This is a genomic window from Tepidimonas sp. (assembly GCF_036825565.1).
GTDB lineage: Bacteria > Pseudomonadota > Gammaproteobacteria > Burkholderiales > Burkholderiaceae_C > Tepidimonas.
The window spans coordinates 38,149-51,632 of the sequence record NZ_DAISXZ010000003.1; the positions used below are offsets into that span (position 1 = coordinate 38,149).

15 protein-coding genes and 1 tRNA gene are annotated in these 13,484 nt (G+C 68.0%); 7 read left to right on the forward strand and 9 right to left on the reverse strand.

Annotated elements, in window-relative coordinates; genetic code table 11:
• The first annotated feature begins 7 nt into the window (after positions 1 to 7).
• From ybgF to V7026_RS01170, 4 genes are all read left to right on the forward strand, one after another.
• On the forward strand, positions 8 to 838 hold the full coding sequence (gene ybgF / locus V7026_RS01155) for a tol-pal system protein YbgF (RefSeq protein ID WP_334153412.1): 831 nt from the start codon (positions 8 to 10) through the stop codon (positions 836 to 838).
• Positions 839 to 937: 99 nt separating this feature from the next.
• The gene (locus V7026_RS01160) at positions 938 to 2,053 is read left to right on the forward strand and encodes a YeeE/YedE family protein (RefSeq protein WP_334153413.1); all 1,116 of its coding nucleotides are present in this window, start codon (positions 938 to 940) and stop codon (positions 2,051 to 2,053) included.
• On the forward strand, positions 2,046 to 2,864 hold the full coding sequence (locus V7026_RS01165; protein ID WP_334153414.1) for a tRNA threonylcarbamoyladenosine dehydratase: 819 nt from the start codon (positions 2,046 to 2,048) through the stop codon (positions 2,862 to 2,864). Before V7026_RS01160 ends, V7026_RS01165 begins: the two co-directional genes overlap by 8 nt.
• A 92-nt stretch (positions 2,865 to 2,956) precedes the next feature.
• Positions 2,957 to 3,032, forward strand: a tRNA-Lys gene (locus V7026_RS01170).
• Positions 3,033 to 3,174: 142 nt separating this feature from the next.
• Here V7026_RS01170 and V7026_RS01175 read toward each other — a convergent pair.
• The 5 genes from V7026_RS01175 to rpsU form a co-directional block, all read right to left on the reverse strand.
• Complete coding sequence (locus V7026_RS01175) at positions 3,175 to 3,780, reverse strand: hypothetical protein (RefSeq protein WP_334153415.1); 606 nt, start codon at positions 3,778 to 3,780, stop codon at positions 3,175 to 3,177.
• A 394-nt stretch (positions 3,781 to 4,174) separates the two neighbouring features.
• The gene (locus tag V7026_RS01180; RefSeq protein ID WP_334153416.1) at positions 4,175 to 5,137 is read right to left on the reverse strand and encodes an MBL fold metallo-hydrolase; all 963 of its coding nucleotides are present in this window, start codon (positions 5,135 to 5,137) and stop codon (positions 4,175 to 4,177) included.
• Between the two features lie 128 nt (positions 5,138 to 5,265).
• The gene (gene murI / locus V7026_RS01185; protein WP_334153417.1) at positions 5,266 to 6,090 is read right to left on the reverse strand and encodes a glutamate racemase; all 825 of its coding nucleotides are present in this window, start codon (positions 6,088 to 6,090) and stop codon (positions 5,266 to 5,268) included.
• Between the two features lie 18 nt (positions 6,091 to 6,108).
• On the reverse strand, positions 6,109 to 6,570 hold the full coding sequence (locus V7026_RS01190; protein WP_334153418.1) for a GatB/YqeY domain-containing protein: 462 nt from the start codon (positions 6,568 to 6,570) through the stop codon (positions 6,109 to 6,111).
• A 145-nt stretch (positions 6,571 to 6,715) separates the two neighbouring features.
• Complete coding sequence (rpsU, locus tag V7026_RS01195) at positions 6,716 to 6,928, reverse strand: 30S ribosomal protein S21 (RefSeq protein ID WP_068610140.1); 213 nt, start codon at positions 6,926 to 6,928, stop codon at positions 6,716 to 6,718.
• Positions 6,929 to 7,127: 199 nt separating this feature from the next.
• Between rpsU and pap the strand changes: the two genes are divergently transcribed.
• Positions 7,128 to 8,642, forward strand: a complete 1,515-nt coding sequence (pap, locus tag V7026_RS01200) for a polyphosphate:AMP phosphotransferase (protein ID WP_334153420.1) — start codon at positions 7,128 to 7,130, stop codon at positions 8,640 to 8,642.
• Positions 8,643 to 8,684: 42 nt separating this feature from the next.
• Here pap and V7026_RS01205 read toward each other — a convergent pair whose 3' ends face one another.
• The 3 genes from V7026_RS01205 to V7026_RS01215 are packed head-to-tail and all read right to left on the reverse strand — an operon-like array spanning position 8,685 to position 11,148.
• Complete coding sequence (locus tag V7026_RS01205) at positions 8,685 to 8,996, reverse strand: YkgJ family cysteine cluster protein (protein WP_334153421.1); 312 nt, start codon at positions 8,994 to 8,996, stop codon at positions 8,685 to 8,687.
• A 5-nt stretch (positions 8,997 to 9,001) separates the two neighbouring features.
• Positions 9,002 to 9,946 carry an ornithine carbamoyltransferase gene (gene argF, locus V7026_RS01210; protein ID WP_334153422.1) on the reverse strand — a complete coding sequence of 315 codons (945 nt, stop codon included), beginning with the start codon at positions 9,944 to 9,946 and terminating at the stop codon, positions 9,002 to 9,004.
• Positions 9,943 to 11,148 (reverse strand): aspartate aminotransferase family protein, encoded by a 1,206-nt coding sequence (locus V7026_RS01215; RefSeq protein WP_334153423.1) that lies wholly within the window; start codon positions 11,146 to 11,148, stop codon positions 9,943 to 9,945. Before V7026_RS01215 ends, argF begins: the two co-directional genes overlap by 4 nt.
• Before the next feature lie 223 nt (positions 11,149 to 11,371).
• On the opposite strand from V7026_RS01215, the gene V7026_RS01220 reads away from it, so the two are divergent.
• On the forward strand, positions 11,372 to 11,692 hold the full coding sequence (locus V7026_RS01220; protein ID WP_068610130.1) for a DUF3579 domain-containing protein: 321 nt from the start codon (positions 11,372 to 11,374) through the stop codon (positions 11,690 to 11,692).
• A 177-nt stretch (positions 11,693 to 11,869) separates the two neighbouring features.
• Here the strand turns inward: V7026_RS01220 and rpsT are convergent, their stop codons facing one another.
• Entirely contained in the window at positions 11,870 to 12,166 is a 297-nt protein-coding gene (gene rpsT / locus V7026_RS01225; RefSeq protein ID WP_334153424.1) for a 30S ribosomal protein S20, read from the reverse strand.
• A gap of 194 nt (positions 12,167 to 12,360) precedes the next feature.
• Here rpsT and V7026_RS01230 point away from each other — a divergent pair, with 194 nt between their 5' ends.
• Entirely contained in the window at positions 12,361 to 13,470 is a 1,110-nt protein-coding gene (locus V7026_RS01230) for a fatty acid desaturase (RefSeq protein ID WP_334153425.1), read from the forward strand.
• Positions 13,471 to 13,484 lie beyond the last annotated feature (14 nt).

Below are 13,484 nucleotides of genomic sequence, written 5' to 3' on the forward strand. Positions count from 1 at the left end.
CCGCGCCATGAGCCAAGCCCGCTTCGACCGGTCCGTCGCCGCAGGGTGTTTGCCGGTGCGCCGCTGGCAGGCGGCGCTGGCCGCCTGGGTGGGCGGCGCCGTGCTCGCCGCAGCGGCCCTGCCCGCGCATGCGCTGTTCAGCGATGACGAGGCACGCCGCGCCATCCTGGATTTGCGCAGCCGCGTGGAGGCTCAGCGCCAAGCCCTCGAAGCCACCGAGCGTCAGCTGCAGGAGCTGCAGTCCGGCGGCGACACCGCGCGCCGTGGGGTGCTCGATGTCGTCAACCAAATCGAAGCGGTGCGCCGCGAACTGGCGATGCTGCGGGGGCAGCAGGAGCGCCTGGCGCGCGACCTGGCGGATCTGCAGCGCCAGCAGCGCGACGCCCTGGCTGCATTCGATGAGCGCCTGCGCGCGCTGGAGCCCATCAAGGTCACCGTCGACGGCACGGAATTCGCCGCACGCCCGGAAGAGAAAACCGCTTTCGAGGGTGCCATGGCGGCCCTGCGGGCGTCGGATTTTCCGCGCGCGGCCAAGCTGTACGGGGATTTTCTGGCGCGCCATCCGGGCAGTGGCTATGCGCCGCTGGCTCTGTACTGGCAGGGCAATGCCCTGTATGCCGACCGCCAGTACCGCACCGCCATCGACAGCTATCAGCGGCTGATCGACCAGTCGCCGGAGCATCCCCGCGCGGCCGAGGCGATGCTCGCCATCGCGAGCTGCCAGCTCGAACTCAAAGACTCCAAGGCTGCGCGCGCCACGTGGCAGGCGCTCATCAAGCGCTACCCCGATACCGAGGCCGCAGCTACCGCCCGCGAGCGTTTGGCGCGGCTGCAGTAAACCTGGGGGCTGCCCGCGCGGCGCCCACCCTGCGCCAGACCTCGGCGCACCCTGGCGCACGCGGGCCCGTAGAATCGGTCCCGAAACCGTTCTCGCACCATGGACCTCGCCGCTTTTCAATCCCTGTACACCTCCGTTCTTTGGGCGGCCTTCGCCGTTTCAGCCGTGTTTGGCGCCGTTGCGCATCGCACCCATTTCTGTACCATGGGGGCTATCAGCGACATCGTGAACATGGGCGACTGGACCCGCATGCGCATGTGGGGCATGGCCATCGGGGTGGCCATGCTGGGCTTTCACACCATGGCGGCTTTGGGGTGGATCGACCCCTCCCAGACGATTTATTACAGCGGGCGGGTTATCTGGCTGTCCGCGCTCGTGGGCGGGGCGCTGTTCGGTTTTGGCATGGTGTTGGCGTCGGGTTGCGGCAGCAAGACGCTGGTGCGCATCGGAGGCGGCAGCCTCAAGGCCGTGGTCGTGTTCTTCGTCATGGGGGTGGCGGCGTTTGCGACCCTGCGCGGGATCACGGCCGTGCTGCGTGACAGCACGGTCGATCGCATCGCCATCGAGATGCAGCCCGGCAGCGCACTGCCCAGTTGGCTGGCCGCCCTGTTGGGCTGGGAGGCCTCCACCGCCGCGTGGGTGATTGGCGGGGGCCTGGGGCTGGCGCTGATGGTGTGGGCTGCGTTGGGCGAGGGCTTCCGCCGTTCCCCGGACGCGTGGCTGGCCGGGCTGGGCATCGGGGCCACGGTGGTTGGGATGTGGTGGGTGTCGGGCCGGCTCGGCTTCGTGGCGGAGCACCCGGAGACGCTGGAGTCGGTCTTCCTGACGACCAACAGCGGCCGCATGGAGGCCCTGACCTTCACCGCGCCCATGGCGTATACCCTCGATTGGCTGATTTATTTTAGCGACAAGAATAAGGTGTTGACCCTGGGCGTCGTGTCGGTGTTGGGGGTGGTGGTGGGGGCGTTCCTCCATGCGGTGGTCAGCCGGTCGTTCCGCTGGGAAGGGTTTGCTGGCACGCGCGACACGGCGCTGCATCTGGTGGGCGCCTTGTGCATGGGGGTGGGCGGTGTCACCGCCATGGGCTGCACCGTTGGGCAGGGCTTGTCGGGCCTGTCGACGTTGAGCGTCACCAGCGCGATCGCCTTCGCCGGGATCGTGACTGGCGCCTTGGGTGGGCTGCGCTTCCAACTCTGGCTGCTCGAGCGTGACTGAGGCCGACACCGCCGCCCCGGCGCTGGACGCGCCCGATGTCGAGCGGCGCTTTGGGGGGCTGCGACGCCTGTACGGTCCGCAGGGCGCGCAGCGGATCTTCGACGCGCACGTCATCGTGGTCGGCATCGGCGGGGTGGGGTCGTGGGCGGCCGAGGCTCTGGCCCGCAGTGGGGTGGGCCGCCTCACCCTGATCGATTTGGACCATGTCGCCGAGTCCAACACCAACCGACAGATCCACGCCCTGGAGGGCACCTATGGACAGGCCAAGGTGGAGGCCATGCGCGCCCGCATCGAGGCCATCCATCCGGGTTGCCGGGTGTGCACCATCGACGCATTCGTGACCCCGGACAACTGGGTGGACCTGTTGCGCCAGGCGCAGGCGTACCAAGGCGCCCAAGGGCCGTTCGCGGTCATCGACGCCTGCGATCAGATGGCGACCAAGACTGCCGTGGCCGCCTGGGCGTTGCGGACGCGCAGCGTGTTCATCACCGCCGGCGCCGCAGGGGGCAAGCGGCGCGGGGACCGGGTAGAGATTGCCGACATTGCCGAGGCCACCCACGACCCGCTGCTCGCGCAACTGCGGCAGCGGCTGCGCAAATGGCACGGAGCGCCGCGCCAGGGGCGCATGGGCGTGATGACGGTATTCAGCCGGGAGTCCGTCGCGCCGCCGGATCCCGCGTGCGCCGTGGACGGCGCAGGGGACGGGTCGCTCAATTGCCACGGATACGGCTCCAGCGTGGCGGTGACGGCCACTTTCGGCCTGTGCGCCGCGGGTTGGGTCCTGGATGCCGTGGCGGCCGTCCGCGGCTGACGGTGCCGGGGCATCGGCTCCGGAAAGGCGAGAAATTTCGGCTATAATGAGCGCTTTCGCTGCAAGCGTAGACGCTGTTGTGAAGAAAAAGTGGGTCGTTAGCTCAGTCGGTAGAGCAGCGGACTTTTAATCCGTTGGTCGCAGGTTCGAATCCTGCACGACCCACCAAATCAACCAACGACTTGGCCCGCCGATGAGCGGGCCTTTCGTTTTTCGGTGTACCGTTTTTGACACCGGGACGGCACTGCTCGTCGTGATGCCGCCCCCGACCGCCTCTCAAGCGGCCCACAGCGTACGCAGGCTATGCGTGTCACCGCCCGATGAGCCGCCGGTACGCGTCGCGCGTTTGCGGGGAGACCGCCTGCACCAGTTGCACGTGGTCGGTTTTGTGCCGGGCGAGCATGCGCGCCGTGGCCACGGTGCGCGAGCGGCAGAACCAGTGGCAGGTGTGCTGCAACAGCAGCATCTCGGCGCTCAGCATGTAGGCCTGGTCCCGCCGGGACAGCCCGGCCTGGTTGGCCACGACGGCCTCGATGCCCGCCGCGTGTATGGCCAGGGCACGGCGCAGATCGAAGGTGGCCCGTGGAAACAGTTTGTGCGCACGCGGCAGCGCGATGGGCAGGGTGCTGACCAGGGCATCGTCCGGCCAGATCTGCTCGACATCGGTGGCCAGTTGGCGGACCTGGTCCCGCAGCTCGGTTTCGGCCGCGGTCAGCAGCGCCCAGATCTGGTCGCGCCGGGGGGGGTCGTCTTCGCCCAGGGCGCGCAGGTAGCCGTCCAGCAGGGTTTCCATCAGGCGCTCGATGCGGTAGGGCTGCAAGTAGCGGCCGAGCAAGCGAATGCGGTGTTGCTGTTCGCGAACCTTGGCGACCTGGAGGCCGGCGCCCAGCGCCAGCACAAGAACAATCAGTTCCATGCAAAGGGGACAACGCAAGAAGGCTGAGGGTCATGCCGGCATTTCACGCCGACGTGATGGCGTTTCGCGCCCGTGGCCTGCATTCTGTCGCATACGACTGGCAGTTGCCGGCGCCGAGCGGCACAGTGCGCGTCACATCGTGATCCACCCGGGAGCCTGCGTCATACAACGCACCTCCACCATCGCCATTCATCTCAGCGCCGGGCTGGCCGCTGCTGCGCGGAGGACGGTTCTCCCCATAGCCGAAGGACGCCCACCTGGCGGTCAGTTCGCAGGCGAGCCGTGCACCAGGGGGCAGAATCGCAGATTGTCCCCAACGCCAATCCCGACGGCTGGTCCGCCGTCGAGAAAGCGTGGGAATCGATACCAGTCGATGAGCGCTTGCTGCGACCCATCAAGCCACCGGATTGAACCGATAGCCGCTGCCGGCGGCTTCGATGTGCCCCAGGGCGGGGAAGGGGAAGTGAAAGCCCCCCACCATCAGCTTGTCGCGGATGATCTGATCGTAGATGCGGCGCCGCGTCTGCCGGGCCAGGTCCGCATCCATGTCGAACACCACCGACCAGTCCGGGTTGCGCACGAACAGGGACGGGATGTTGGACGTGTCGGCCACGTACATGAAGCCCTGGCCCTCGGAGCGCAGTGTGAAAACGCACATGCCGGGCGTGTGGCCGAAGGCCGCTTCGGCGCGGATGCCAGGGGCCAGCTCCGCGCCGGGCTGAAAAGGCACCAGCCGGTCGGGCGGCAGTCCGCCGAACACCCGTCGCACGGCCTGAAAGGCACCTTGCATCGCCTGCGGCGCGCTGGCCATGCGCGCGTCGTCCGTCCAAAACGCGTGCTCCGGTGCCGGGACGTGGATTTTGGCGCGGGGGAAGGTAAGGCGGCCGTCCTTGAGGCGCACCCCGTTGATGTGGTCACCGTGGTAATGGCTGATCACGACATGGTCGACGTCTTCCGGCTGGTAGCCGGCGGCGGCCAGGTTGTCGCGCAGGCGCCCGGTCGTGGGTGGGCCGTTGTCGGCAAAGCCGGTGTCGAATAGGAATCTGCCCGCCGGCGTCACCGCCAGGAAGGCGTTAAACGGGATGTCTACGTAATCGGTGGGCAGATTCTGCGAGGCGAGCAGGGCCTTGACCTGCTCCAGCGGGGCATTGCGAACGAACTCCTCGCCCAGCGGGCGGCGCAACGCGCCGTCGTTGAGCGCGATGATCTCGAAGGCGCCGAGCCGGATGCGGCGCATGCCCGGCGAGGGCAGGGTGGGGGCCCCAAAATTGGGGGCGCCCTGTTGCGACCACGCCGACCCCAGGGCCAGCCAACCGGCGGCGGCAATGCCGGCACCCAAAAACAACCGTCTGTCCATGAGCCAAGCCTCCTGCAGCGTCCGCAATGCCCGAAATGGGCGGAACGCTCGAGCTTAGGGCCGAGGGCGACCTGTCGTGGACGGCGCCGCAAAGCCGTGTGCCGAGCAGGGGTATTGCCATGGGGGCGTTATGCAGCGCCGTCGGTCAGGCGCTGCACTTGTACGGCCTGCCCCCACAGTAGCTCGATCACACGTGCCGTCTGGGCCAGGTCGCCACTCGTCCAAAACGCGACGTCGCCGAGGGCGGTGCCGGGTATGGCGAGGCGGGCCTCGTCGAGCCGGCGCGCCAGTTCGCGCGCGACCGCTGGGGCCGGATCCAGGATGGTGACGTCCGGACCGGTGATGCGCTGGATCACCGGGCGCAGGAAGGGGTAGTGCGTGCACCCGAGCACCAGCACGTCGGCGCCGGCCGCGAGCAACGGCCGCACGCGCTGTGCAACCGCGGTCTCGGTGTCGGGGCAGTCGAGTTCGCCGCGTTCGACGCGCTCCACCCAGCCCGGGCAGGCTTGCGGGAGCACCTGCACGCCGGCCGCATGCGCCGCGATCAGGCGCGCCAGTCCCGGGCTGTCCACCGTATTGCGGGTCGCCAGAACGCCGACGATGCCGCTGCGGGTGAGGGCGGCCGCGGGCTTGACGGCCGGCTCGATGGCCACGAGCGGCCAGTTTGGATGGCGTTCGCGCAAGGCGCGGATCGACAGGCCGGTGACGGTGTTGCAGGCGACCACGACGGCTTTGCACCCGGCGCGCCGCAACTGGGCCAGGATGTGCTCGGCACGGGCTTGGACGTAAGCGGGCGATTTGTCGCCATAGGGCGCGTGCCCCGAGTCCGCCATGTAGATCAGCCGCTCGGCCGGCAGGCGAGCCCGGATTTCGCGCAACACCGACAGGCCACCCACCCCGGAGTCGAACACCCCGATGGGGGCGTCCGCAGCAAAGGCTGGGGCGGCGCCCATGCGCAGCGCGTCGGGGGATCAGCCCGCCAGGGCGGCCTTGACCGCGGCCGACACCTGGCCCATGTCGGCCTGGCCGGCCAGATCGGCCTTGGCCAAGGCCATGACCTTGCCCATGTCTGCGGGGGTAGGCGCGCGGCCCAGGTCGGCGGCGACGCGGCCGACGATCGCTTGCACGGCCGCAGCGATCGCTGCGGCGTCCAGCCGCGCGGGCAGATAGGCCTCGAGTACCTGGGCCTCGGCGCGCTCCTTGTCGGCCAAGTCGGTGCGGCCGGCTTGTTCGTACGCGGCGATGGAGTCGCGGCGCTGCTTGAGCAACTTGTCCACGACCGCAATCACCCCCGCATCGTCCAGCGTCACGCGCTCATCGACCTCTTTTTGCTTGATCGCGGCCAGCAGCAGGCGGATGGCGCCCAGACGCGCGCTGTCCTTGGCGCGCATGGCGGTCTTCATGTCGTCGGTGATCCGGTCCTTCAGTGCCATGGGGTGTACAGTCCTAAGGTGTCTTGAGCAAGCAACAAAGCCCGCCGGAGCGTCCTCTGGCGGGCTTTGGGGCGGACCGAAACGGCACGCAGAACCGGGCGCAGTGGGCCACGGTCTGCCGCTGCCGGCCGTCGTGTCCGGTCGATCAGTACAGACGCTGCGGCAGCTGCTGCGAGCGCACGCGCTTGAGGTGGCGCTTGACGGCCGCGGCCTTCTTGCGCTTGCGCTCGGCGGTGGGCTTTTCGTAAAACTCGCGGGCGCGCAGCTCGTTGAGCAGGCCCAGCTTCTCGATCGTGCGCTTGAAGCGGCGCAGGGCGACGTCGAACGGTTCGTTGTCTTTAACGCGAATGGTGGTCATTGGCCAATGGTTTCCATAGTGTGCCAGGGCCGCACGTGGGGAAGATCAGACCCGACGCCGGTTTGCCTGGCAGGGGTTCCCCGTCTTCAAGGTGATCACGGCCGACGGGGTTTTGCCAGCAAAGCTCCTCATTATAGGCGATTCGGCGTGACTGGGTAGGGTATAACATGGTCACACCGATCACGGGGGGGAGACTGCCATGTTCGATTCGGCCGAAATCGGCCACCGCATCGACCGCGCCACCTACAAAGCCGAAGCGCCGGCTTTGCGGGCCGCCCTGCTAGATGCCCAATACGAGTTGTTGCGCCGCGGCACGCGCGCCGTGGTCATCCTCATCAACCGGGTGGACGGGGCCGGGCGCAGCGAGACGGTCAACACGCTCAACGCCTGGATGGACCCGCGGCACATACGGACCGAGGCGTTTGGCGCCATGACCGACGAAGACCGCCGCTGGCCCGAGATGTGGCGGTTTTGGCAGGTCTTGCCGCCCAAGGGGCGCATCGGGATTTTGTTTGGCTCGTGGTACACCGATCCGATCTTGGCACGGGTCGAGGGACGCGACAGTCGCGACCATTTCGCCCACCGGCTGGAGCGCATCCGCCAGTTCGAGCGCATGCTGGCGGCGGAGGGCGTGGTCTTGGTGAAGTTCTGGTTTCACCTGTCCCGGCAGGCGGCCAAGGCGCGCCTGAAGGCGCTGGCGTCCGACCCCCGCACGGCGTGGCGCATCGGACCGCAGGAGAAGGCGCACCTCAAACGTTACGACGACTTCATCGAAGCCAGCGACGAGGCGCTGCGCAAGACCAGCCTGGGCGAAGCGCCGTGGATCGTCATCGAAGGCAGCGACGAGGCCTATCGCCATCTGACGGCGGGGCGGCATCTGCTGTCGGTGCTGCGCCACGCGGTGGCGCCGGCGTCGCCCGTGGCGCCCCAGGGACCGTTGCCGGCCAGCGTGATCGAGGCGCCGGGCGACGATGTGACGCTGCTCAAGGCGCAGGACTACGGGCGGCGGCTGACGCACGAGCGTTACGAACGCCTGCTGGAGCGCTGGCAGGGCCGGCTCAACGGATTGAGCCGCGATCCGCGGCTGCGCAGCCGCTCGCTGGTGGTGGTATTCGAAGGCATGGATGCTGCGGGCAAGGGCAGCACCATTCGCCGCCTGACCGCGGCCTGGGATGCGCGCTTTTACCGCGTGGTGCCCGTCGCGGCCCCCAACGAGAACGAGCGCGCCCAGCCCTATCTGTGGCGGTTTTGGCGCTATATCCCGCCGCATGGCCGCGCGGTCATCTTCGACCGATCGTGGTACGGGCGGGTGCTGGTCGAGCGGGCGGAGGGCTTTTGCGCCGATGCCGACTGGATGCGCGCCTATGGCGAGATCAACGCCTACGAGGAGGAATTGACCGAGGCGGGGGTGATCATCGTCAAGTTCTGGCTGGCCATCACGCCGCAGGAGCAGCTGCGTCGCTTTCGCGAGCGCGAGGCCACGCCCCACAAGCAGTTCAAGATCACCCCGGAGGACTGGCGCAACCGCAACAAATGGCCCCAGTACGAGCGGGCGGTGCAAGACATGGTGGACCGCACCTCGACCCGGGTCGCCCCGTGGCATCTGGTGGCGTCGGACGACAAGCTGTGGTCGCGCATCGAGGTGCTGCGCACTCTGTGCCGTCGCATCGAGCAGGCGCTGGAGCAAGGGATACCGGCCAAGCGCCGTCTGTGATCGGTCGCCCGGCCGGTCCTTCGGCGGCGGGCGGCCCGGCGATCAGGCGGGCGGTGCCGGGGGCAGGCCATGGCGCGCCCGCGCACGCTGGCAGGCGTCGCTGCCCTCGGCGAATTCGCGGCAGGGCGAAGGCCGCCACTCGTAGATGCCGCAGGCCACGTGTTCGCCCACGCGCCCCGTCAGGGCGGTGCAGCGCGGGGGCCAATGGTCGGTGCCACGCATGCGCACGGTGGTGCCGGTGACGGGCACGGTCAGCCCGTCCGGGACTTGGCCGCCACCGTCCTGCGTCTCGTATACCGAAAAATCGACCCGAAACCAGGCGCAGCATGCGCCGCAACGCTGACACTTGCTCATCGCACTCACAGCCGGCCGAGCAGCAGATACTCCATCAGTGCCTTCTGCACATGCATGCGGTTCTCAGCCTCGTCCCAGACGACGGACTGCGGGCCGTCGATGACTTCGGCGTCCACCTCCTCGCCGCGGTGTGCGGGCAGGCAGTGCATGAACAGCGCCTCGGGCTTGGCCTGGGCCATCATCGTCGGCGTCACGCGCCAGGCGGCGAACGCCTGCTGGCGCGCTTCGTTTTCAGCCTCGAAGCCCATGCTGGTCCACACATCGGTGGTGACGAGGTCGGCGCCGCGGCAGGCCGCCATCGGGTCGTCGAACACCTGCCAGAAGTCGCCGCGCGGCACACCGGCCACGGCCGGGTCGACCTCGTAGCCGCGCGGCGTGCTGAGGTGCACCCGAAAGCCGAGGATCTGCGCCGCCTGCAGCCAGGTGTTGGCCATGTTGTTGCCGTCGCCGACCCAGGCCACCGTGATGCCACGCAGCGCGCCCGGATCCAGTGTCCCGTCGGCGCGCCGGCCGCGGTGCTCCAGCCAGGTGAACAGGTCCGCCAGGATCTGGCACGGGTGAAACTCGTTGGTCAGGCCGTTGATGACCGGCACGCGCGAGTTCGCGGCAAAGCGCTCGATCTTGCTTTGCTCGAAGGTGCGGATCATCACCAGATCCACCATGCGGCTGATGGCGCGCGCGGTGTCCTCGATCGGCTCGCTGCGGCCCAGTTGGCTGTCGCCGGTGGTCAGGTGCACCACCGAGCCGCCCATCTGGTACATGCCAGCTTCGAAGCTGACGCGCGTGCGCGTGCTGGCCTTCTCGAAGATCATCGCCAGCGTGCGGTCCGGATCGGCGAAGGGTTGGTATTTTTCGACGGCTTTGAACTTGCGCTTGATGAAGTCTGCCCGCTCGAACAGATAGGCGTACTCGTCCGCGCCCAGGTCCTTGAATTGCAGATAGTGTTTCATCCGGAGGTCTCGTTCAAGAAGGCGCGCACCTGGGGCACCAGCTTGGCCACGATCTCGTCGGCTTCGGCGCGCGATAGAATCAGCGGCGGTACCAGGCGGATCACCCGGTCGGCGGTCACGGACAGCAGCAGTCCTGCCTGCGCGCAGCGGTTGACCAGCACGCCGCAAGGGCGGTCCAGCTCCACGCCGATCATCAGGCCCTTGCCGCGCACCTCGCGCACGCCGGGCAGGCCGTGCAACTCGGCCCACAGCTGCGTGTGCAGGTGCGTCCCCACGGCGGCGGCGTTGTCGAGCAGGCCTTCGTCCTCCATGATGCGGATGGTCTCCAGCCCCGCGCGCGTGGCCAGCGGGTTGCCGCCGAAGGTGGTGCCGTGGTTGCCGGGTTGAAAGATCTGGGCCGCGCGCGGTCCGGCCACCACCGCGCCGATCGGCACGCCCGAGCCCAGCCCCTTGGCCAGCGGCATCACATCGGGCCGGATGCCGGCCCACTGGTGGGCGAACCACTTGCCGGTGCGGCCCATGCCGCACTGCACCTCGTCGATCATCAGCAGCCAGTCGCGCTCGTCGCACAGCGCGCGCACGCCGGCGATGTAGTCCGGCTGCAGCGGGCGCACGCCACCTTCGCCTTGGATGGCCTCGAAGAACACCGCCACGACGTCGGGGTTGCCGTCGGTGGCGCGCTCGAGCGCTTCCAGATCGTTGATCGGCACGCGGATGAAGCCTTCGACCAGCGGCTCGAAGCCCGCCTGCACCTTGGGGTTGCCGGTGGCCGACAGCGTGGCGATGGAGCGGCCGTGGAAAGCGCGCTCGTAAACGACGATCTGCGGCCGGGCAATGCCCTTGTCGCGGCCGAATTTGCGCGCGAGCTTGAGCGCCGCTTCGTTGGCCTCCAGTCCACTGGAGCAAAAAAACACCTTGTCCAGGCCCGAGCGCTCGCACAAGGCGGCGGCCAGTGGCTCGGTCCAGGGGTGGTGGTAGTAGTTGCTGACGTGGATGAGTTGCGCCACCTGGTCCTGCAGCGCGCGCACCAGCCGCGGGTGCGCATGGCCCAGTGTGTTGACCGCGATGCCGGCCAGTGCGTCGAGGTATTCGCGGCCTTCGGCATCCCACACCCGGCAGCCGCGCCCGTGCGTCAGCAGGATCGGGACGCGTCCGTAGGTGGACATCACGTGCGGCTCGGTCGGGGCAGGGGTGGCGTTCATGGACATCCAGCGTGAAGGGTTGGGCGGGGCCAGCCGGGGAAAGCGCGATTCTAGGGCCTGCCCGCCGATGGTCGGCGGATCCGCGATGGGGGCGGCGAAGTCTTATATAAGATACAATTTTCCACGTGGCCGGGCGATCCTCGCGCCACTCCTGCCCCGTGTTCGGGGTCGTCCACCCACCCTCCCTGTCGCCGCGCGCCCACCGGCCGCGGCCGTCCGCGCGATGGTCACGCCCAACGCCCAAGAAATCTTCATCCAGGGGGTCACGCGCAGTGGCCGCACGTTTCGCCCAAGCGACTGGGCCGAGCGCCTGGCGGGTGTGATGAGTCCGTTTCACCCCCAGGCAGCCCAAGGGCACGGCGCCCACCTGTGCTACTCGCCGTGGGTGATCCCCACCGTCATCAACGGCGTCAAGTGCGTTGTCGTCAACCGTGCGTTGCGCGACTACGACGAGCGGGCCTGGGATTTCGTGATGGGGTTTGCGCGCGACAACGACCTGGTCGTGACCGAGGCCTGTCTGCTGCCCGATCCGCCGCGCGGCTGATGCGCGCTGCCGCCGTTTTTCGGATCTGCGCGTCCCATGACGCACGCGCCATGAAAAACGCCGCCGGGCGTGGGCCACGGCGGCGTCGGCAGGGGATTTGCTGGCAGCGCACCCGTTCCAAGGCGGACATTCCGGCCGGCTGGCCGCCGGCGGGGTCCGGGCGAGGGTGTCCGGAGTTTAGGCAGACGCGGCAGCCAGGGTCTTGACCTTGGCCGACAGGCGGCTCTTGTCGCGAGCGGCCTTGTTCTTGTGGAAGATGCCCTTGTCCGCGACTGAGTCGACAATCGACTGCATCTGGGCAAAGAGCTCGGTGGCCTTGGCCTTGTCACCGGCGGCGACGGCTTTTTCCACCTTCTTGACGGCGGTGCGGTACTGCGAGCGCAGCGACGCGTTGTGGGCGTTGAGTTTGACGTCTTGGCGCGCGCGCTTGCGGCCGGAGGCCAGGCGCGGCGACTTCTTCGACTTGGTTGCCATGGGCTGAATTCCTTCTGGGGTTGGTGGATGTTGCCAGCAAAGCCCACCATTATAAGACGCCGCCAGACTTCGTGGGGAATGCAACAGCGCCGCAACCACGGGGCTCATCGCTTGACCTGTATCAAACGGGGGCGGGCACCATCGGGCATACTTGCGCCGGCTCATTAGCGTCAGCCTTGTCCCACCGATTCGTCATGTCTGCCACCGAAACCGTGTCCGCGCCCGAGGCATCCCAACCCATTCCGCCGGGGCAGCCGCTGCCCCACCGCAAAGTCATCCGTGGCTGGATCACGCCACTGGGCGAGCGCCGCACGCCCATCGCGATCGCTCTCCTGGTGCTGGACTGGGTGATTTTTGCTGCGCTGATCGCCGGCACCATCGCCTTCGAGGCGTGGTGGGCCAAGCTGTTGTGCGGGCTGGCGGCCGGCTTCACCATCGGGCGGCTGTTCATCATCGGCCACGACGCCTGCCACCAGAGTTACACGCCGCACCGCGGCTTGAACAAGCTGCTGGGCCGCATCGCGATGATCCCTTCGCTCACCCCCTACAGCCTGTGGGAGGTCGGCCACAACGTCGTGCACCACGGCTACACCAACCTGAAAGGGGTGGACTTCGTCTGGGCGCCGCTGACCAAGGCGGAGTTCGATGCCCTGTCGCCGGCGCGCCGTGTGCTCGAGCGCATCTACCGCAGCGGCTGGGGGCCTGCGCTGTATTACTTCATCGAGATGTGGTGGCTGCGCATGTTCTTCCCGCGCAAGACCTACATGGGTACGCGCCGTCCCGAGTTCCTGTGGGACGGGGTGTTCGTGTTGGGTGTCGCGCTGTTGTGGATCGGCGGCATGGTCTGGGCCGCGCTGGCCGCGGGGCAATCCGTGTGGCTGCAGGTGGTCATGGGTTTCGTCGTGCCGTTCGTGTTCTGGAACGCGATGATCGGCTTCGTCGTGTACGTCCATCACACCCATCCCGCGGTGCAGTGGCACGACGACAAGGTCGCCTGGGCTAAGGCGGCCCCGTTCGTGTCGACCACGGTGCATCTGGAGTTCCCGCTGAAGATCGGTGCGCTGATGCACCACATCATGGAGCACACCGCGCACCATGTGGACATGAGCGTGCCGCTATATAAGCTCAAGCAGGCGCAAAAGAAGCTGGAGGATATGCTGCCTGGGCGCATCATCATCCAGCGCTTCAGCTGGCGCTGGTACTTTGACACCGCGCGCCGCTGCAAACTGTACGACTTTACGCGGCGCTGCTGGACCGATTTCCACGGGCGCCCGACCAGCGACCCCGCGCCGTCCTTTGCCTGACGGTGCAGGTGTCG

Excerpts from the sequence above, each read along its gene's own strand:
- ybgF (WP_334153412.1), top strand. The coding sequence starts at position 8 with ATGAGCCAAGCCCGCTTCGACCGGTCCGTCGCCGCAGGGTGTTTGCCG.
- V7026_RS01160 (WP_334153413.1), top strand. The coding sequence starts at position 938 with ATGGACCTCGCCGCTTTTCAATCCCTGTACACCTCCGTTCTTTGGGCG.
- V7026_RS01175 (WP_334153415.1), bottom strand. The coding sequence starts at position 3,780 with ATGGAACTGATTGTTCTTGTGCTGGCGCTGGGCGCCGGCCTCCAGGTC.
- V7026_RS01180 (WP_334153416.1), bottom strand. The coding sequence starts at position 5,137 with ATGGACAGACGGTTGTTTTTGGGTGCCGGCATTGCCGCCGCCGGTTGG.
- murI (WP_334153417.1), bottom strand. The coding sequence starts at position 6,090 with ATGGGCGCCGCCCCAGCCTTTGCTGCGGACGCCCCCATCGGGGTGTTC.
- V7026_RS01190 (WP_334153418.1), bottom strand. The coding sequence starts at position 6,570 with ATGGCACTGAAGGACCGGATCACCGACGACATGAAGACCGCCATGCGC.
- rpsU (WP_068610140.1), bottom strand. The coding sequence starts at position 6,928 with ATGACCACCATTCGCGTTAAAGACAACGAACCGTTCGACGTCGCCCTG.
- pap (WP_334153420.1), top strand. The coding sequence starts at position 7,128 with ATGTTCGATTCGGCCGAAATCGGCCACCGCATCGACCGCGCCACCTAC.
- V7026_RS01205 (WP_334153421.1), bottom strand. The coding sequence starts at position 8,996 with ATGAGCAAGTGTCAGCGTTGCGGCGCATGCTGCGCCTGGTTTCGGGTC.
- argF (WP_334153422.1), bottom strand. The coding sequence starts at position 9,946 with ATGAAACACTATCTGCAATTCAAGGACCTGGGCGCGGACGAGTACGCC.
- V7026_RS01215 (WP_334153423.1), bottom strand. The coding sequence starts at position 11,148 with ATGAACGCCACCCCTGCCCCGACCGAGCCGCACGTGATGTCCACCTAC.
- V7026_RS01220 (WP_068610130.1), top strand. The coding sequence starts at position 11,372 with ATGGTCACGCCCAACGCCCAAGAAATCTTCATCCAGGGGGTCACGCGC.
- rpsT (WP_334153424.1), bottom strand. The coding sequence starts at position 12,166 with ATGGCAACCAAGTCGAAGAAGTCGCCGCGCCTGGCCTCCGGCCGCAAG.
- V7026_RS01230 (WP_334153425.1), top strand. The coding sequence starts at position 12,361 with ATGTCTGCCACCGAAACCGTGTCCGCGCCCGAGGCATCCCAACCCATT.